A 19258-nucleotide genomic window follows, 5' to 3' on the forward strand; every position below is an offset into this window, starting at 1 on the left:
TATGATCAAGTTCATAAAATTCGTACAACGGTTTCCGAAAAGTATATAAGGAATAAAGATGAATATTGCGGCACAGCCTCCAGTTCAGGCAGATCAAACAGTTTATTTAAAAGATTATCAAAAACCTTCGTTCTTGGTTGAATCCATTAATCTTGATATTCAAGTATATGATGACAAAACAATTGTTGATTCAACATTAGTCATGCAGCGTCAAACTGCTGGAGACTTGGTGTTATTGGGCCGTGATCTTGAGTTGCAATCTATTCAGCTCAATGGTCAAGATCTTACTCCTGCACAATATTCACTCGACAGTGAACAACTGGTGATCACTGATGCACCAGATGAAGTCATTTTACAAACTCAAGTCATTATTCACCCTGAAACCAACACTCAGCTTGAAGGTTTATATAAAGCAGATGAGTTGTTTGTAACCCAGAATGAACCTGAAGGCTTCCGTAAAATCACGTTCTATCCAGACCGTCCAGATGTACTTTCAGTCTTTACGACACGCGTAGAAGCAGACAAAAAATATCCAGTGTTACTTGCCAATGGTAATTTGCTTGAAACAGGTGAGGTAGGTGAAAACCGCCACTTTGCGATCTGGCAAGACCCGACTAAAAAACCAAGCTATTTGTTTGCTTGTGTCATTGGTGATTTAACTGTTCTTAAAGATCGTTATACGACGTCTGAAGGACGTGATGTTGCTCTAGAAATCTATGCTATTGAGAAAGACATTCCAAAATGCCATATCGCGATGGAAGCATTAAAGCATTCAATGCGTTGGGATGAAGAACACTACGGCCGTGCTTATGACCTCGACAACTATATGATTGTTGCGGTGAGCCAGTTCAACATGGGTGCCATGGAAAATAAAGGTTTAAACATCTTTAATACTTCATGTGTGCTTGCTGATGAAGAATATACGACTGATGCAGCGATTATGCGTGTGCAGTCTGTGATTGCCCATGAATATTTCCATAACTGGACAGGGAACCGCATCACTTGCCGTGACTGGTTCCAGTTATGCTTAAAAGAAGGTTTAACCGTATTCCGTGACCAGTCTTTCTCTGAAGATTTACAATCTGCTGCGGTTCAACGTATTGATGATGTCGCTGTACTTAAATCGCATCAATTCCCTGAAGATGCTGGTCCATTGTCGCATCCACCACGTCCAGATCACTTTGTAGAAATTAATAACTTCTACACAGCGACAGTCTATGAAAAAGGTGCGGAAATTAACCGCATGATGTCGACCTTACTTGGTAAAGAAAAATACCGTAAGGGGACAGATGAATACTTCCGCCGTCATGATGGACAAGCTGTAACGGTAGAAGACTGGGTTGCTGCATTATCTGCAGGTTCAGGTGTCGATTTATCTGCATTTTTAACTTGGTACAACCAACCAGGTACGCCAAAGCTTGAAGCAAAAGGTGAGTACGATGCCGCATCACAAACTTACCGTTTAAGCTTTAAACAAAGCTTAAAAGCACACCCTAAATATCCAAATTTAAAAGCTGTTCCAATTCCTGTTGCTTTAGCGCTCTTTAACGCTAAAACAGGTGAACAATATACATTGCACAGTAACAGTCTATTCGTAAATGATGTTAAAGATGGCGTGTATTTATTTGACCAAGATGAGGCAACCATTGAATTTACAGGTGTGACTGAGCAACCAGTTGTGTCATTGCTGCGTAATTTCTCAGCTCCGGTAAATCTTGTATTTGATTACAGTAATGAAGAATTAGCATTCTTAATTCAACACGAAACCAACGGCTTTAACCAATGGCAAGCAACACAAACCTTGCTCGAGCGTATTTTGCTAGAAGACCATTCTGCAGATGCGTACATTCAAGCTATTCAGAGCACTTTGCCTGAGTTGGTTGGCCGTGACCCACTTTTAGCATCACGTTTGTTTGATGTACCAAGTGAAGGTTATTTGGGTAGTCGTATTGATCAGAACTATGCACCAGCAGATATTCATGTAAAACGTGAAGCCTTGCTTAATCGTTTAGCACAAGAGTTGGGTTCATTCTGGAAAGATACTTATCTTACCCTTGACCCAGATTTGCAAAAAGAATTCTCGTTAGCCATGGGCGTTCGTGCATTAAAAAATATCATGTTGATGATGATGGCTCGTCAAGGCGATCAAACTGCATTTGAATTAGCACATGTGCAATATCAAAACACAGGCAATATGTCGGAGCGTTTAGGTGCGTTACGTGTATTGGTTTGGCAAAATGCACCTCAAGCTCAAGAGGCACTTGCTGATTTCTATGACCGTTTTAAAGATGAAGCCTTGTCTTTAGATCAGTGGTTTATGATTCAAGCTGCAAACCCAAATGCGACAACAGAAACAATTGAGTACCTTACTCAACATCCAGACTATGATTTAACAACTCCAAATCGTATTCGTGCGGTAAGTGGTGGCTTGTCAAATAATCCTGAAAATACTTGGGGCTTTGGTGTCGCTCACTTTATTAATCTTGCAGAGTATCTAGACGAGAAAAACCCGATTTTAGGTTCACGCCTGTTACAGGTGTTATCTCGCTGGTATACGCTTGCAGAGCCTCAGCGTACTCAAGTACAACAAGCTTTACAAGCATTGCAGCCTAAAGTGAAATCTAAAAATGTTTCTGAAACTTTAAATAGCATGCTGAGCGTTTAATTATTTAAAATTACTAAATAAAGGTCTCTAAAGAGGCCTTTATTTTTTTATATCTCATAGCTGTTCAATATTTAAAATAAACAAAACTATCTTTGTCATAATTCATCTGTAGATCAAGTTTTATCATTTTATTTTTATATAAATTATAATCTCTAATAGTTTTCTGAAGGTGCACTTTTAAGAAATAATATAAAATGAAAATTAAAGAGATAAATAATATAAAAATAAATTGGCTCTTGAAAATTATTTAATTTTTTAAAGTTAGCTAAATTTTGAAATATTTATTTAAATTTATCTTAATATTTTTTCTAGTGTTTTTATTAAAATTATTTAAATCAAATATTTATATTTTGTAAATATTGTTTTTTTGTATCCGTAAGATAGGTTTAGGTAAATTTGTTTTATTGATTAGAAATTAAAATAATAACGTGAACATGCATTTTATTTATTTTTATGTATTATGTTGGAAAGTAGGATAAAAAAATAAGCTTTAAAAGAGCAGTCAAATAAAAATGATTGTAAGAATAAGGGTTAAATTTTTTATATCTATTAATTCGACAATTTAGTTTAAAAGGTTTTGGCCATGAAAAAGACTTTTATTTATTTATCAGCAGTTGTTGCAGGAGTATTTTCTCTCAATGCGGCAAATGCAGCTACAGCAACAGGTACATTAACTGTTAGAGCAACAGTAACGAATAGTTGTGTATTGAATACCTCTGCAACTGGCACGACAACAAATGCCGTTTTAGATTTTGGTACATTAAGTTCACTTGCTGGCAATGTTGATGCAGATACCACAACGACTGGTGGTACCTCAATTAAAGTCCTTTGTAATAATACTGTGCCATGGACTTTGTCATTTGATGGTGGTCAGAATGTTTTATCAACCCAACGTCGCATGATCGGTGGGGCGACTAGCAATGAATATATTCCTTATAATCTTTTCTCTGACACAGGACGTGCCACAGCAATTGGTATTGCAACGACAGCCTACAGTGGGACCGGAACGGGTAATGTTCAAACTGTAAATGTGTATGGTCGTATTCCTGCAGGAACAACTTTACCAAGTGCTGGTAGCTATGTTGATAGTGTGACTGTCACGGTAACTTATTAATTTGCATAAATTAGAATTACGTTAGCCCTTTTGAAAGGGCTAATACATTAAAAAAGTTATATTTGAGCAAATCATGAAAAAAAATATTTTTATTATTACGGGATTATTCTTATCTTTATCTAGCTCTATTAACGCCGCAACAATCCGTCTTTCACCTGTAAATGTAGAAATATTAAGTAATCAAAATGCTGCTTCAATTAGTTTATATAACCAGTCAAATGAAAGTGCTGATTTGCAGGTGCGTGTATTTGAATGGAGACAAAATGCTGGTCAAGATCAGTTAATCCCTACGGATGAAATTGTAGTTAGTCCACCATTTTTAAAACTACAACCTAGTGACTCTTATAACTTACGTGTAGTTAGAATTAACCCAGAACCTGTTTCGGGTGAAAAAACTTATCGTATTATTATTGATGAGTTACCCAAGCCAATTGATAGCCGTAAAGCAGCTCAGGGAGTAAATGTATTACTTCGCTCATCATTACCTGTATTTGTAGTGAATAAAGATGCGATTACCAAACTGAGTTGGAAAATTGATGTTAACCAGAACACACCTTCTTTAAATATTAGCAATATAGGTAACCGACATGCGCTGTTAAATAGTCTAACGCTTGTTGATACAACTGCGAATAAAAGTTATCCCATTAAAGTAAATACTGTGAATGGTTATATTCTTGCGGAGAAGTCGAAAAGTTACTCGATTAGTAACTTTACCTACCAACCAAATCATAAATACAGCGTATCTCTAACAGTTAATGGTAAGAAAACCACACTTTAAGAGGCTTATATGAAATACATTATAGGTGTCTTATGTGTTGCGTATTTTCCTGCATATTCTTTTGCCGAACAGTTACTAGATTATACGAATACTGCAGTTCCCAGTGTTCCTAAATCTCTAGCTAACGATAGTAAATATACACAAGTAGGAACGAATGAGCAGGAGCAAGATCTTAATTTCATTCATCTATTTTTAAATATTTCGATTAACTCAAATGCTTCTGAAGATTTGGTTGCTGTAAAGCAATCTAAGGATGGGGAACTATATATTCGATCTGGTACTTTAAAAAAATTAAGAATAAAAATGGATGAAGATATCCCAGATAACCAGTGGGTATGTATTAATGATCTAAACGGAATCCAGTTTAAATATCTCGAAAATGAGCAGTCTTTAAACTTAAAAGTTCCGTCGAACATGTTAACGGGTTACTCAGTTGACTTAAGTGGCCAGCAGATCACTAGTCCTCAGTTACTGAAAATGAAACCCTTAAACGCGGCTATTTTGAACTACAGTCTGTATAACACCATAACCAATGATGAGAATGTTTTCTCAGGTACGGCAGAAGGGATCTTTAACAGTGCAATTGGTAACTTTTCATCAGGGGTTTTATATAACGGTAGTAATAAAACTAGCTATAGCCATGAAAAATGGGTGCGCCTAGAAAGTAAGTGGCAGTACGTAGACCCTGAAAAGATCAGGATATATACCCTAGGGGACTTTATTTCTAATAGCCCAGACTGGGGAAGCAGTGTCCGTCTTGCCGGTTTTCAGTGGTCGAGTGCTTATAGCCAACGTGGAGATATTGTCACTTCGGCGCTCCCGCAATTTTCAGGCTCGGCAGCATTGCCTTCAACACTGGATTTATACGTCAACCAGCAAAAGATTTATTCAGGGTTAGTCCCATCTGGTCCATTTGATATTAAACAGCTTCCGTTTATTTCAGGAAACGAAGTCACCCTTGTGACCACCGATGCAACGGGACAGCAGAGCATTACCAAAAAGCCGTACTATTTTTCCTCCAAGATTCTGGCAAAAGGCATAAATGAGTTTTCAGTAGATGTGGGGGTTCCACGTTATAACTATGGGCTGTATTCAAACGATTATGATGATGCCACTTTTGCCTCAGGTGCGATCCGATACGGCTACAGTAACTCACTGACCTTAAGTGGCGGTGCAGAAGCTTCGACAGATGGGTTGTCGAACCTCGGCACAGGATTTGCAAAAAATATTTTGGGTATTGGCGTGATGAATGCCGATATTGCAGCGAGCCAGTATAAAGATGAAAACGGCTATTCTGCCTTGCTGGGTTTGGAAGGGCGGATCAGTAAGAATATTTCATTTAACACCAGTTACCGCAAAGTATTTGATAACTACTTTGACCTTGCTCGTGTATCTCAAGTGAGATATTTAAAAGAGAACCAGATCAATGCCGAGTCACAGAACTACCTGAACTACAGCGCACTGGCAGATGAGATTTTCAGGGCAGGGATTAATTATAACTTTTATGCAGGCTATGGGATTTATCTGGGCTATAACCAGATCAAATATAGTGACAACTCCTATAAATTACTGTCTACCAATTTAAGTGGAAGTCTGGACAAGAACTGGGGCTTTTATGCATCAGCGTATAAAGATTATGAAAACCACAAGGACTATGGCATTTACTTTGCGCTGCGATATACACCGTCCAGTAAAGTGAATGCGATCACGAGTGTATCTAGTGACAGCGGTAGCCTACGGTACCGCCAAGAAATATTCGGATTATCAGAACCGCAAATTGGTTCATTTGGCTGGGGCGGTTATGTTGAGCTCGATCAGGATGCCAATGAAAACAATGCATCGGTCTATGCGTCTTACCGTGCCCGAGCAGCTTACCTGACAGGACGCTATAACCGATTTGGGGATAATGATCAGGTTGCAGTTTCGGCGACGGGTTCATTGGTTGCGGCGGCGGGACGTATCTTTGCGGCCAATGAAATTGGAGACGGCTACGCAGTTGTGACCAATGCCGGACCACAAAGCCAAATTATAAATGGTGGGGTCAATTTGGGAGAAACTGACAAGTCTGGAAGATTTCTGATTCCTAGTCTCATGCCATATCAAGTGAACCATATTTATTTAGATCCATCGTATCTCCCTCTGAATTGGAATGTTAAATCTACAGATCAAAAAACAGTCGTGGGTTACCGTCAAGGAACTTTGGTTGACTTCGGTGCTCATCAGGTTATTTCAGGGTTGGTGAAACTTGTTGATCAAAAAAATTCACCGTTAATGCCGGGTTATACCGTTCGAATTAATGGTCAGCAAGATGGGATGATTGGATATGACGGTGAAGTATTTATTCCAAACCTGTTAAAACAAAACAAACTTGAAGTCGATCTTCTAGATCATGGTTCATGCCAAGTTGACTTCACCTATAACAGTAATCAGTACTCAACTAAAAAATTGGGACCTTATGTATGTCATTAAATATTATGAATAAGGCTCAAATAGAGAGCTATAAGTTTTTTCCATTGTCTTTAAAATACTTTGTAGGCATTTGCTTATTTTATCTCGTTTATGCATTTTTTAGTCCGGCGCATGCAGCTTGTACGGTAAGTGGGACCACGAATAATACGTTTACCTACACAGCAGCAAATATAAATAGTGATGCAACCGTAAATCTTTCAGGAACAATTACTTGTACGAATTTAGGACTTCCCCAGATTTCTAATTTCATGTGTATGAAAACCGTATTTACGGGAACCACAAATACAATTAACAGTGTTTCATTACCGTATACGGTTACTGCAACTGTAGGTGGAGCTGGGTCTTCTATCACAAACCAAACCTCCAATGTGTGGTATGGCCCAGTACCAACAGTCGCATCAAATAATATTGTGAGCTACTCTGTAAATATAAAAGTACCAGCTCGAACGGGGTCGCTCATTGCATACCCTCAAGGAACATATACGGCTTCGGTTCGGTTGTATTGGGATATGGATCTTTTGGGTTTGTCATGTGGTGATTTACTCGGTGGTTGGGATTCAGGCGATACATTGCTAACAGCGAACTTTGTGGTACCAAGTCTGTGCCAATTAAACTCAACCTCAACTGTAGATTTCGGCAATATTAATGATGTTGGTACGACTAAGCGTGATTACACAGCGCAAGGGGCAGTGAATACAACCTGTAATTTTGGAACGCCATATAGTATCTATTTGGGGGACGGGAATAACCGTATAGCTGGAGGCTTTAGGCGTATGAGCAATAGTAATAATGAATTTATTCCCTATCAGCTATATAAAGATTCTAACTATAGTACGGTATGGGATGCCACGGGAGGCGTAACCAATGTTGGGGGAACAGGGGGGATCTCAAAAACAGGTACAGGAAGCGCTCAAACGACTACTGTGTATGGAAAGATTCCGCAAGGCACTGCCATCGCAAGTAGACCTGGTGTCTATTCTGATAGTGTTGTCGTTACGGTGACTTATTAATCTTTCAAATTTATATGTGGAGCTCTTTTTATAGCAGAGCTCCCTATAATTCAAAGTATATTGCTTAAAAATTGTTAAGATATAAATAATAAAAATCAAATAATTCTTAGCTTTTGGAACTTGTTCGTCATCAAAAACAGTTTGACTTAAAAAAGCATTCTGTATATTTATTGATTAGTTCTAAAAAAGAACTAGATAAAAGGCAATTAAAAATAAGGGTGAATAAATGTCGAATATTATTTTGCATCAATGGGAAATTTCTCCTTTTTGTCAAAAAATTTCAAGAGTTCTGAAATTTAAAGGAATTCCATTTGACATAGTTAACTACAACGGCATTCTTGGAGCGAAAGTTCCTCTGCTAAGTAAGGTGGGCAAAGTACCTGTCATTGATCATAACGGGCAACGGATTCAAGACAGTACTCGAATCGCGCGCTATCTAGATGAAGCATTTCCAGACACACCTCGGCTTTACCCTGAAGATCCAAATCAAAAAGCTCTTGCTGAACTTTGGGAAGATTGGGCAGATGAGTCTCTTTATTTTTATGAAGTCTATTTACGCGTAAATGACTCAGAAGCTTTAGAAGAAGCAATTCGCATTAGTAGTATTGGTCGTCCAGCTTATGAAAAGCCCATGGTAAAAGGTTTTATTTTAGCCGAGTTAAAAACGCAGCTATTCTTTCAAGGCTTAGGACGAATTAAAGCTGAAAATGTTGAAGAAGAATTTATACGACACCTCGACCGTATTGAGCAGGTTTTATCGCAAAGTGAATGGTTAGTTGGAAACAGCCAAACCATTGCAGACATTGCTGTGGTTGCTCAACTCGGTGAAGTGATCCGTACCAGTAAAAAATTTAGTAAAGAAATTTTGAATCGCCCGTTTATTGCATTATGGTATAAAAAACAAACAGGGTGAAACGTCTATGACATCAGCAACACTAGATAAAAAACAAGATTGTGCGGTTGTTATTGGCGTCGGGGCATCACAAGGTATTGGTGCAGCGGTGTGTCGTCTTTTCGCCAAAGAAGGCTTAAAAGTCTATGTTGCTGGACGTACTTTCCAGAAAATTGAAGCAGTGGCTGCCCAAATTCATTCCAATGGTGGAGATGCTGTAGCGTTTCGTTTAGATGCAGAAGATATACACCAAGTACAAGCCCTATTTGACACCATTACAAGTCAAAATGAACGCATTACTGCTGTAATTCATAATGTGGGAGGGAATATTCCTTCCATCTTTTTACGCAGTCCATTGTCGTTTTTTACTCAAATGTGGCAATCCACTTTTCTATCGGCCTATTTAGTTTCTCAAAGCTGTCTAAAAATTTTTAAAGATCAAAATCACGGTACGCTTATTTTTACAGGTGCGAGTGCGTCTCTACGCGGCAAACCTTTTTTCGCAGCTTTTACGATGGGAAAATCTGCCTTAAGAGCTTATGCCTTAAATCTAGCCCAAATCTATAAATCACAAGGCATCCATATTGCTCATGTGATTATTGATGGCATGGTCGATGGCGATAGAGTGAATAAAGCATTATTTGGTCTGGGGCGGTTAGCTCGTCTTACGCGTGGCACTGGCGGACTTAATATTGATGCAATTGCAGAAAATTATTGGATGCTTTACCAACAAACACCTCAGCTCTGGACACATGAGTTGGATTTACGCCCTTATCAAGAAAAATTTTGAGAGACTAAAATGCTAAAAAAAATATTTCAAAAATTTCAAAAAAAGCAGGGCTGTGTTGTAGTGGCTGGTCATGACCTTCAACTGATTGAGCGTGATTTTGTAATTCTAGATAAAAACGCACATTTTCCATTACATCTTTATCAAGTTGTGCATGATTCAACCGCGCAAAAGATGAAAATACATTCTATAAATGATGGCGTGACAGCAGTACATTTAAATTTAGTGAATGCAGATCACTTAAAATGCTTATTGCGTTATATTTCACAACACGGGCATACCATTGAACTCTGTGTATTTCAGCCGAGTTTTTCATCTTCGCCCAATATTGAAGCTTTATCTTTAGAAGAGATTGAACACAGTTGGCAGACCACAGGTTTAAGTGCAGTAAGTGTCGCTCAAGCTGTGATTAAACCTATGCTTAAACAACAGCGGGGCACCGTTATTTTTCTTGGCGCACCCTCTAATCACTCGACCCATTACGATGTGTTAAGCCAAAGCATGTTTGCTAGCATTCGAGCTTTATCGCAGTCATTGGCGAGAGAGTTTCAACCCAAAGGCATTCATGTTAGTTATTGCATGATTGAAAAATGGGAAGGGCAAAACCAGCACTTTACCTCATCTCTCAAGCAAGTATGCCAACACATCTATCAGCAACCTGATTCTGCATGGAGCCAAGAACTTAGCCTATCTTGAAGTTTTACTTTTACATATTGTTAAAATACAGTACTGATCTGAAATGATCATAGAACAATAATTTCGGTAGGTTTTTAAATGGTGAATATAAAGAGTTTTCAGCGAACGGTTCAAGTAGTGTCGACCTTGGCAGCTTTTATGTGTTTTTCTTCACTCGCGCAAGCTTCACAATACACTCAAACTGCTCGTTTAGTTAACGAACGCTTATCTTATATGAAGGATGTTGCAGGTTATAAAGCAGAGCAGCATTTACCTATTGAAGATTTAACTCAAGAAAAGAAAGTTCTGGATCAATCACTTTCTGAAGCCGAATCTTTTGGTTTAAATAGCGAAACAGTAAAGCCATTTATTGTGACGCAAATGAATGTTGCCAAGGCCATTCAGTATCGCTATCGCGCAGATTGGTTATCGAGTCCAGAAAGCAATTGGAAGCCACAAGATTTAGCAGAAGTACGTTTAAAAATTAGTTCTTTGAACACTGAACTTCTAAAAAATATTGCCGATGAACTCAAGAGAAATCATAACAAAGCGCCTCATGGCTGTAGTTATATGTGGCCTGTTCAGCATCCTCAACTTAAAGAAGCCGACAAAAAAGCTTTATGTATGACATTAAATAAAATTAAGTTAAGAAAGCAGTAAAACTTTTACATTTGAAACTTAAGTCTTCATCTTCCACTTGTCTGATTTCATAATTAACATTTTCCCATTGATTTTTGTGCTTTTCGATAAGTAAGCAGGGGAATTGTTGAAAATTATGTCTAAAACTATCATTCATACTTAAGTCTGAAATATGGTTAAAGCATACATTGAATTTAGGGGCGGAAGGATCATGTAAATCTTTAGATAGAATCAAAACAAGGTTGTAGCAATTCATTATATGGTCGTGTTCTATTTTGAATGTGTCTACTTGATCAAAATTAAAAAAATTTCCATTCATTTCGTCTAGGTCTAACATAATTATCCTTATTTTAAAGTAGTGATGAAAATCTATAATTAAGTTGTCGTTCATATTAACTAAAGACAAGCTAATAACGAATTTTTAACCAAGTAATTAAATATTCTAATTCGATGAAAAACAATAATTATTTAACTGTTTTCTAGCCAATATCACATTGACACCCAAAATCTCTCCGATTATCCTTTGCCTGCTGGCCACATTGCCAGCCGACTTTGACAGGTCGGATAGCCAACGCACACGAAAAAGTCTCTCTCTTTTTTGTGGGCATCCCTGCGTGCCCCCTCTGCGGTGGAACGGGAGGGGGACACCTCCGGGTGTGCTGATCTTTTGGCTATCAGTCTGTCAACCTTCTCTCGTTTCACCACCATTATTTGACAGTAATGCGGTGAAATTTCTTTATAGCCAAAGGAGTTCGCTCATGCGTACTATTTCTTCTTTATTTGTCTTTGCCAAAATCTCTCTATTCATTCCACTTAAACAGTCTTTCAAACGGTTTAATCGACTCTAGGTTTTCTACATCTTAAGAATCGTTACGACTAAAAAATCATAGCAACAATAAACCTGAGATAGGCGAGCACACCTTTTTTGTGCCGCTTTTGCATGCCTGTTTTTAGCGCTCAATTTAAGAGTGACAGCATTTCTATCTCATTTACTTACAACAAAAAATTATTTTATACGGTATAAAAATGCCAAATTTAGAAGCATCATTTAGAGCACTTCGCGTGCTACATGCGGCAAGAGATCTGTTTAAACAATATGGGTTTTACATCGGGATTGACCGAATTATTACTGATGCCAAAATTCCCAAAGCCACTTTTTATAACTACTTTCACTCCAAAGAAAGGCTCATTCAGATGAGCTTAACTTTTCAAACAGACGCATTAAAACATGAGGTGTTTTCTATTATTCATTCGTACCGCGAACTCATGGCCTTCGATAAACTCAAGAAAATCTATTTTTTACATACAAACTTAGAGGGCTTTTATCGTTTACCATTTAAAGCCATTTTTGAAATTGAAAAGCTTTATCCTGCGGCCTATAAAAACGTAATTGACTACCGAAACTGGTTCATTAAAGAAATTCATAAATTCCTTTTAACTGTAAAAGTTAACGCTACAGTTGCAGATGCCTACATGTTTTTGTTTGTGATTGATGGGGCAATGGTCCAGCTTTTAAGTGCAAATAAGATCGATGAAAGAGATAAGTTATTAGAATATTTTATGTCGATACTTACTTAAATTGGCGAAGACTTTAATACTTAAAGAAAAGCCCTCCGAAGAGGGCTTTTTATTCAATTTGGTTTAGCTTTAAAAATCAAAAGATGTTTGTAGATAGAACGTACGTGGCAGTCCTACATACTTACCGCCAGTAGAGTCTGTTGAGCGAGTAAAATATTGCTTATCAAAGACGTTTTTGATTCCACCCGCGATTTTTAAACCTTTAACTTGTGAACTTAAGTCATAAGAGGTACGTAGCGCAAAAGTGGTATAACCCGGAATATCTCCATATTTACCATCAGCAGTTTCTTCTGTTTGATAGACATTACTATCTGGAAGATCTGGTGAATGCTGCTTTGACTGCGCAAACATATCCGCATTTAAAGACCATTTATCTACTGTGTAACCTAACCCAACATTACCGACATGACGTGAGTAAAACGGTAGGTCTTTATCTTTAAATTGACCTGCTTCAGCGACTGCTTTGGTGAAAGTATAGTTGCCATATACTTTTAAGCCTTCCAGTGCATCGGATAATTGACCGAAATCATAGCTAATACCTGTTTCGACACCTTTGTGACTGGTTGCCCCTAAGTCTGTCCAAATCCCGTTATTACCAGCATCGCGAACCAATGAAAGCTCTTTATCAAAGTCTAAATAGAACACGGTAAATTCGGCATTTAAACCATTACCGAGATATTTTGTTCCAATTTCATAGTTATTGGATTTTTCAGGATGTAAACCTTCGGTTGTAGCCGTTGCAGTTGTTCCTTCAAGACGTGCTAATTGGCTGTATTGCTGTGGACCGAAAGATACACCAGCGTTTGCAAATATATTCCAATTTTCATTTGCTGAGTACATTACAGACAAACTTGGTAAAAATTCGTCTGAATCAATTTTTGGATAAACAGTATTAGCTTGTCCTTTGTTATAACCCGTGAAGTTATTATGGGTTTCAATTGATTCAAAACGGACACCTGGTGTGATGGTCCAACGGCCGAGTTCCATACGGTTGTCGATATATACCGCATGCGCTTTAGTACCGCCTTCGCTGCTACTACGCGGAGCAAAATCTGGCACTGATGAACCTGCTGCATAAGATGCAGTACGTCCAGCAAATTCAGAACTCTCTTCTTTTAAGTAGCGATAGCCAACCGTCACTTCGTTTTGAGTATTACCTAGTTCATAAATACGAGAGTAACGCGGTTCAATTGCATAGACTTTATAATCGCGTGGAGCAGAATCAAGGCGTTTTTGCCCATTCGCTAGTGTTGTCTCAAGATTACTAGTACGGAAAGAGTCGATGTAGTAACTCAAAACTTCGAAGTTATTTTTTTCATCTTTATGGTTATAACGTAAAGAGACATCTGTACGTCGACCTGCAAAATAGTTCTTTTCACCAGAAGATTGATACGGGTTTTCAGCATATTGCGCCTGAGTTAAGCCCTCTGGCATTTCGCCGCGACCTTCATAATGATGCAGATTTAAAGCAACTGAGTCTTTATCATTAAATTGATAAGCAGACTTTAGCATTACGTCATCGATATCAATCTTGTTATTTGCTTCCCGATAACCGTTTCCTTTAGTCCCTGAATATAGAAGGGCAAGGCCTAAACCATTATCTAAAGTTCCACCCACAAATAGATTAGGGCTCAGTTTTACTTGGTCAGTACCAGAAGCATATTCTGAAGTTAGGCTAACGGTTCCGCTAAAATCTTGAGGAATTGATCGAGTAGCAAAGTTAATAATTCCGCCTACGTTTTGAGGCCCAAAACGAACTGATCCCGCACCACGTACAATGTCAACTGACTCAATATTACCAATTGAAACAGGTGCCAAAGATAACTGTGGCTGACCATACGGTGCAAATGAAAGAGGAACACCATCGACTAGAACTGTTGAGCGAGGTGATAGGCGAGATGCTAAACCACGAACCCCAATATTGAGAGAAACATCACTACCACCTGTTCCACTACTGTCTTGAGCCTGAACTCCAGGAACTTGCTTTAGAGCTTCGCGCAGTGAAGTTGCCGCCGTTTCATCTAAACGCTTACGGTCAACAATAGTTCGAGCGCCAGCATGCTTGTGAACAGTTTCAGCATTTGCTTCTTCTAGCCAGTTACCTTGTGCCTTAATGGTAATAGTCGGTAAAGCACTAGCAGTTGTATCTTCAGCATGTACAGGAAGTGCGAGATAAGTACAAGCAATTCCGATTGCATAGCTAAGCGTAGAAACTTTGAACTTAAAATTTGGTAGTGAAAGAGGGGTTGAGCGGTCCATGTTTATGTATCGAAATCCTAAACGATAATTATAATCATTATAGCGAAAAAGTAACAAAATTTTATAAATGTAATTTAATTTTTTTAGAAAAACTAAACATAGCTTTTCACTAATCATTTTCATAGAACAGCCCTCCGAAGAGGGCTTCAAATTTATTTAAAGTTAGGTTGATTTAAGATTTTGTAGACCTTTTCTTTATATACATCATTAGAAATAACACCTTTATCTCGCTGTTGTTTTAGCGATTTAAACTGTTGGCCACGAATTTCTCTTTGAATACCCACATTATCATGATGTCTAATGTAGTAAAGACTACGCTCATGATCGCTCATATTCACTGTTTCATCAGTAAACGAAGAAGGCTTAGCTTCATTTTCTTGATATTGTTTTGCAATTTCAAAAAAATCTACGTTTTGAGAATGAGGAGAATTAAATGAATTTTGTTGTTCAGTCAGCTGATGGTTCTGAGTGTTAGCATTTACTTCAAGCATACTTTTATGCTGGTTAAATCTAGGGCGGTTATATTCTTGTTTCGTTTGAAATGTGTTTGTTTCAGCAAAGATGGAAGAAGAAAAAAGCCCAATATTTAAAGATAAAAAAGTTAATAAAAATCTATTCATTTCTTTGGGAGTCCAATTGAAATTGAGTAAATCACTGTATTGTAACATTAAAATTTAATTTTTGAAGGTTTGACTTCAAGAGTGCTTGATCAACTGGTAAATAATAAGATCTGTAGCGGAGCGTAAAAGCCAATTTAAAAAGGCTTTTTACACTCATTTTTTTAAGATCGTTTTGAATATTCTTCTTTCAATTTATCCAGAAAAATAAACAGGTTTTGATTCATTCCTTGATAGTCGTGCTTCCTTAATTCTTCACGAGTATTCACAAATTTATAATTGTGAGCATCATTTAACTCGACTTCTGAATGTTGAATCAGCAATTCAACTACTTCTGAAGTTAATTCCATATGACATTGTAGGCCATAAACTAATTTGGAATATTCAATAATCTGTCTTGGGCACCCTGCACTAAAAGCAATAATTTTTGCGTTGGGAGTTAAGCCTGGCATGTCGTTATGCCAATGGCCAACTTCGGTCATTTTTCCTAAGTGAGAAAATTTAGAATGTGTTATTCCGTATTCTGTAAGCATAATTGGAAACTTACCAATTTCTCGCTCAGGGCTGTGTTCAAATTTGGCCCCTAAAGCTTCACCGATCAATTGAGACCCTAGGCATACCCCAATAACCACTTTATTTGCTTCAATTGCTTTTTTAATCATTGCTTGTTCAGCTAATGAATTAAAGTGAGGGCACATATCTAATGTAGTATCGGGACTTTGTGGGCCACCCATTACAATAAGAAAGTCGATATCTTCAACAGAAGTTGGCAAAACTTCATTTAAATACACTCTTGAATAGGTAATTTTGAAGTTATTCATTTTGCCCCAAATTTCATATGCGCCGGGCGCTTCAAAATCTTCATGAATAATAAAATGTAGCCGCATAACAATCCTTAAAATCTAAACGTAAATAGGTAGATCATTGGTTAAAAATCAAGGAAATATTAAAAGTAGAATAGGGCCTTTAATACATCCAGTTTTGAAAACTTATATGGGCCAGATTTATTTGTTTTTTATAGAAGTCGAAATTGATTATTTCTTTTTAAAATACATTCGATATATTTATTGTTAAGTTAAACTAAATTATTCTGGTGTGACAATAGCAGTTCAATTTGTTAAATTGTGTAGCTTTTATCAAAGTGGACAAAATTTATGAAGACATTTTTAGTTATATCTTTATTGGGTTTTGGGCTGATTGGTTGTGCTTCATCACCATATAATTCTCAAGAAAATTATTTGAATAAATCTCCAATAGTTCCAGAGAATAAAGCTTTTAATAGTTTTAAAACACCTGAACATGGGATTTTTACTGATCGAGATGTCTATAATATAAATATATCAGAAAATTCGAATCTAAATTTTCGTTATGAAGTCCCTTTTTAATGAAAATAAAATATTAACTAAAAAAGGGAAGAGCAAAGGTGGCTTCACACCTTTGCTAACTCATAATAATTAATGATTAATACAACCTTTTGGGTGGTTTTTTAAATTCTAAACTGTTAAATTTTAGTTATTGAAAACAAGGTATTTTAAATGAAAAACTTCACTATTGTTGCTTCTTTATTTTTGTTAGTTGGGTGTGCCACAGGTCACAAACAAGTCACTCCTATGCCAGTGGCTGATAATAAAATTATTTCAGAGGCTGAAAAATATAAAAAACAATATCAAAAGAAAATTTATAGAACATGGGATATTCCCAAGTCTTCTACAGGTATGAGTGCAAGCGTTAAAGTCTTTTTAACGGAGACTGGTGAAATTGAGCAAATTATCTTTTTAGATAAAGAAGAGCAAAAATTTAAAACAAGTATTGAAAAAGCTATCTGGCGTTCAAGTCCATTTGTTTTACCATCTAATCCGGAAGTAAGAAAACAAGCAAGAAAATTCAATATTAAATTTCAGGTAAAATAAAATAAGATCTTACTAAACATGAGGAGCGGATTTAAAGGATTTTCATTTATTTATATTAAATTCGCCCCTTTGTTATAAATATCTTTAATACTATTTACTTTAAAATTTTGAGGTTACAGAAATATTAAATATACTAATTAATATTTTTTGATAAACAAAATATAAAAATTAATAACATTTTTATCAAAAAGTTAAAGAAATAAAACTTTAAATACATAGCGAATTAATATAAAAGAATATGTAAATCTAGAAGTTTATCAAGAAAAATTATGAGTGAAGTGAAGAAATCTTTTAAAGAAAGTAAGACTACATCAGTTGTAGCATGGGTTGTGATTTTGTTTGGAATTGTCTTAGGCTTGGCTTTTATTTTGTCATACGGGCAAGTTGAAACTCGAAATGATAATTTAGATATTATTCAAGTATGGTCTAAAGAAATGGTGACTGTTGGTCTTTTTATTATATTTAATGGACTACTTTTCGGTTACTTATTTTTAAAAATCAGTAGTATTTTGAATCACCTTGAAAACAATAAAAATTAAAAAATATCTTAGTAAATTAATATCTTGTATAAGTATATTTCATCTTAAATGGATGCTAAATTAGTATTGGAAGTATTGCTCATCTATAAAAATAAATTGAAAGAAAATTTTTCAAAATCTTCTTTTATTTTGGTTTTTTATGTTGCATGTTTCACATTTTTTAATGTTTTTGATGTGTGCTTTGCTATTAAATTTCAAAAACCTTGTATTTCTTACATTTAGTTTATGAGTTTTACCCCATCTTACATAAAAAAATAATAATTTAAAGAAGTATATAAATATACACATGAGAAGATAGGAGGTTCCGATGCCAAAATATCTAGCAATAGCAGATAAGGTTTATAAAAAAATTAAAAATGACAACTTGTTTTCTGATGATGTAATAGAAAATTTAAATTGTTTGGTTGGGCTTATTCGTAATGCGATAAAAGGGACTGAATTCAAATTAAAGTATAATTTTATTAATTTTGAAGACTGCTTAACCAAGCCCATTGAGCAATGCTCGGTAAAAATTGATTTTAGTCTTATGCCTAAGTTTGATAATGAAGGTGAGTTTATTTTATGGCTTGCAGGATTTATTGAAAGAATCACTGAAGGAGGTAAACCTAAATTTCCTCCTATTTCTCAGTTGGTCCCTCAAGGCTTTAGTATGGTAAATGAAAATATTCCAGTAACTACTTTACCTGTAAAAGAAGAAAATGCAGAAATGATTGTTAATTATTTTAAATCAGATGATTATATTAAAAATAATAAACTACCTTCTTAAAATATATAAAAGTTATAAGCCAATTATCTCTAACAATTTAGAGCTTATGAGCCGCCTTTGAGGGCGGTTTTCTTTGCTATATGTATCTTAAAGTGTTTGTTACATAAATGATGATTGTTTCATGTTGAATGTATCTATTAATTATTTGAGCATGGAATGACACAAGTGAAGTAAAGGATAAATCTCATGATAGATGAAGAAAAACCCTTAAATTTTGACGATGATGAAGAACCTCTTGATTTTGCAGATGAAGAATTTATCGATGATAAAAAAGAGGATGAGTTGTATAATAGCATTACCAAAGATGGCTCTAGTGTCGATCCGGCAGATGATGGTGAGCGGCATATTCGACCTGAAGATGGCGATCCCATAGAAGTCGAAGAATAATCTATAGCCCAATTTTATATTGGGCATTTTAATTTCTAGCGTATTTGGTTGAACAACAACAAACCCTAAATGTTATTCAAAAATTATCCTTAATTACTTAAAAAACATGAAAGTTAAGCAATGAGTCTAGAGATATGAGGCTATATATTTATTAAATTCTTATTCGCAGCCAG

The 19258-nt window shown here is 36.3% G+C and carries 19 protein-coding genes; 15 read left to right on the plus strand and 4 right to left on the minus strand.

The window, feature by feature from the left end:
• Positions 1-58: 58 nt before the first annotated feature.
• The 9 genes from pepN to MKX14_RS02715 all read left to right on the plus strand — a co-directional run bounded on the left by pepN (position 59) and on the right by MKX14_RS02715 (position 11050).
• A complete protein-coding gene (gene pepN, locus MKX14_RS02675) occupies positions 59-2665 on the plus strand; it encodes an aminopeptidase N (protein ID WP_240281684.1) in 2607 nt (868 codons plus the stop codon).
• Between the two features lie 583 nt (positions 2666-3248).
• Positions 3249-3779 carry a Csu type fimbrial protein gene (locus MKX14_RS02680; RefSeq protein ID WP_017385393.1) on the plus strand — a complete coding sequence of 177 codons (531 nt, stop codon included), beginning with the start codon at positions 3249-3251 and terminating at the stop codon, positions 3777-3779.
• Positions 3780-3852: 73 nt separating this feature from the next.
• The gene (locus MKX14_RS02685; RefSeq protein WP_086394922.1) at positions 3853-4557 is read left to right on the plus strand and encodes a fimbrial biogenesis chaperone; all 705 of its coding nucleotides are present in this window, start codon (positions 3853-3855) and stop codon (positions 4555-4557) included.
• Between the two features lie 9 nt (positions 4558-4566).
• A complete protein-coding gene (locus MKX14_RS02690; protein ID WP_240281685.1) occupies positions 4567-7026 on the plus strand; it encodes a fimbria/pilus outer membrane usher protein in 2460 nt (819 codons plus the stop codon).
• On the plus strand, positions 7017-8036 hold the full coding sequence (locus MKX14_RS02695) for a Csu type fimbrial protein (RefSeq protein WP_240281686.1): 1020 nt from the start codon (positions 7017-7019) through the stop codon (positions 8034-8036). The genes MKX14_RS02690 and MKX14_RS02695 overlap by 10 nt, the downstream gene beginning before the upstream one ends.
• A gap of 226 nt (positions 8037-8262) precedes the next feature.
• Positions 8263-8949, plus strand: coding sequence for a glutathione S-transferase family protein (locus MKX14_RS02700; RefSeq protein WP_240281687.1), 687 nt, complete (start codon positions 8263-8265; stop codon positions 8947-8949).
• A 7-nt stretch (positions 8950-8956) separates the two neighbouring features.
• Complete coding sequence (locus tag MKX14_RS02705) at positions 8957-9718, plus strand: SDR family NAD(P)-dependent oxidoreductase (protein ID WP_063099120.1); 762 nt, start codon at positions 8957-8959, stop codon at positions 9716-9718.
• A gap of 9 nt (positions 9719-9727) precedes the next feature.
• Complete coding sequence (locus MKX14_RS02710) at positions 9728-10411, plus strand: SDR family NAD(P)-dependent oxidoreductase (protein WP_057076854.1); 684 nt, start codon at positions 9728-9730, stop codon at positions 10409-10411.
• 78 nt (positions 10412-10489) lie between these two features.
• The gene (locus tag MKX14_RS02715; protein WP_240281688.1) at positions 10490-11050 is read left to right on the plus strand and encodes a chorismate mutase; all 561 of its coding nucleotides are present in this window, start codon (positions 10490-10492) and stop codon (positions 11048-11050) included.
• On the opposite strand, the gene MKX14_RS02720 is transcribed toward MKX14_RS02715, so the two are convergent.
• Complete coding sequence (locus MKX14_RS02720) at positions 11031-11366, minus strand: hypothetical protein (protein WP_086399543.1); 336 nt, start codon at positions 11364-11366, stop codon at positions 11031-11033. The two genes, MKX14_RS02715 and MKX14_RS02720, sit on opposite strands and share 20 nt — an antisense overlap.
• A gap of 689 nt (positions 11367-12055) precedes the next feature.
• On the opposite strand from MKX14_RS02720, the gene MKX14_RS02725 reads away from it, so the two are divergent.
• Complete coding sequence (locus MKX14_RS02725; protein ID WP_240281689.1) at positions 12056-12607, plus strand: TetR/AcrR family transcriptional regulator; 552 nt, start codon at positions 12056-12058, stop codon at positions 12605-12607.
• Between the two features lie 69 nt (positions 12608-12676).
• On the opposite strand, the gene MKX14_RS02730 is transcribed toward MKX14_RS02725, so the two are convergent.
• From MKX14_RS02730 to MKX14_RS02740, 3 genes are all read right to left on the minus strand, one after another.
• Positions 12677-14866 carry a TonB-dependent receptor family protein gene (locus tag MKX14_RS02730; RefSeq protein WP_240281690.1) on the minus strand — a complete coding sequence of 730 codons (2190 nt, stop codon included), beginning with the start codon at positions 14864-14866 and terminating at the stop codon, positions 12677-12679.
• A 152-nt stretch (positions 14867-15018) separates the two neighbouring features.
• The gene (locus tag MKX14_RS02735) at positions 15019-15534 is read right to left on the minus strand and encodes a hypothetical protein (protein WP_075384151.1); all 516 of its coding nucleotides are present in this window, start codon (positions 15532-15534) and stop codon (positions 15019-15021) included.
• A 113-nt stretch (positions 15535-15647) separates the two neighbouring features.
• Positions 15648-16370, minus strand: a complete 723-nt coding sequence (locus MKX14_RS02740) for a type 1 glutamine amidotransferase (protein WP_240281691.1) — start codon at positions 16368-16370, stop codon at positions 15648-15650.
• Between the two features lie 267 nt (positions 16371-16637).
• On the opposite strand from MKX14_RS02740, the gene MKX14_RS02745 reads away from it, so the two are divergent.
• From MKX14_RS02745 to MKX14_RS02765, 5 genes are all read left to right on the plus strand, one after another.
• Positions 16638-16868: a hypothetical protein gene (locus MKX14_RS02745; protein WP_032063425.1), complete on the plus strand. Its 231-nt coding sequence runs from the start codon at positions 16638-16640 to the stop codon at positions 16866-16868.
• Positions 16869-17018: 150 nt separating this feature from the next.
• Positions 17019-17393: a TonB C-terminal domain-containing protein gene (tolA, locus tag MKX14_RS02750; RefSeq protein WP_240281692.1), complete on the plus strand. Its 375-nt coding sequence runs from the start codon at positions 17019-17021 to the stop codon at positions 17391-17393.
• A gap of 269 nt (positions 17394-17662) precedes the next feature.
• On the plus strand, positions 17663-17932 hold the full coding sequence (locus MKX14_RS02755) for a hypothetical protein (RefSeq protein ID WP_017386729.1): 270 nt from the start codon (positions 17663-17665) through the stop codon (positions 17930-17932).
• A gap of 307 nt (positions 17933-18239) precedes the next feature.
• Positions 18240-18698 carry a hypothetical protein gene (locus MKX14_RS02760; protein WP_240281693.1) on the plus strand — a complete coding sequence of 153 codons (459 nt, stop codon included), beginning with the start codon at positions 18240-18242 and terminating at the stop codon, positions 18696-18698.
• A gap of 186 nt (positions 18699-18884) precedes the next feature.
• Positions 18885-19085 (plus strand): hypothetical protein, encoded by a 201-nt coding sequence (locus tag MKX14_RS02765; protein WP_002114613.1) that lies wholly within the window; start codon positions 18885-18887, stop codon positions 19083-19085.
• The last annotated feature ends 173 nt before the right edge of the window (positions 19086-19258 follow it).

The organism is Acinetobacter pittii (assembly GCF_022449185.1).
GTDB classification, from domain to species: domain Bacteria; phylum Pseudomonadota; class Gammaproteobacteria; order Pseudomonadales; family Moraxellaceae; genus Acinetobacter; species Acinetobacter pittii_I.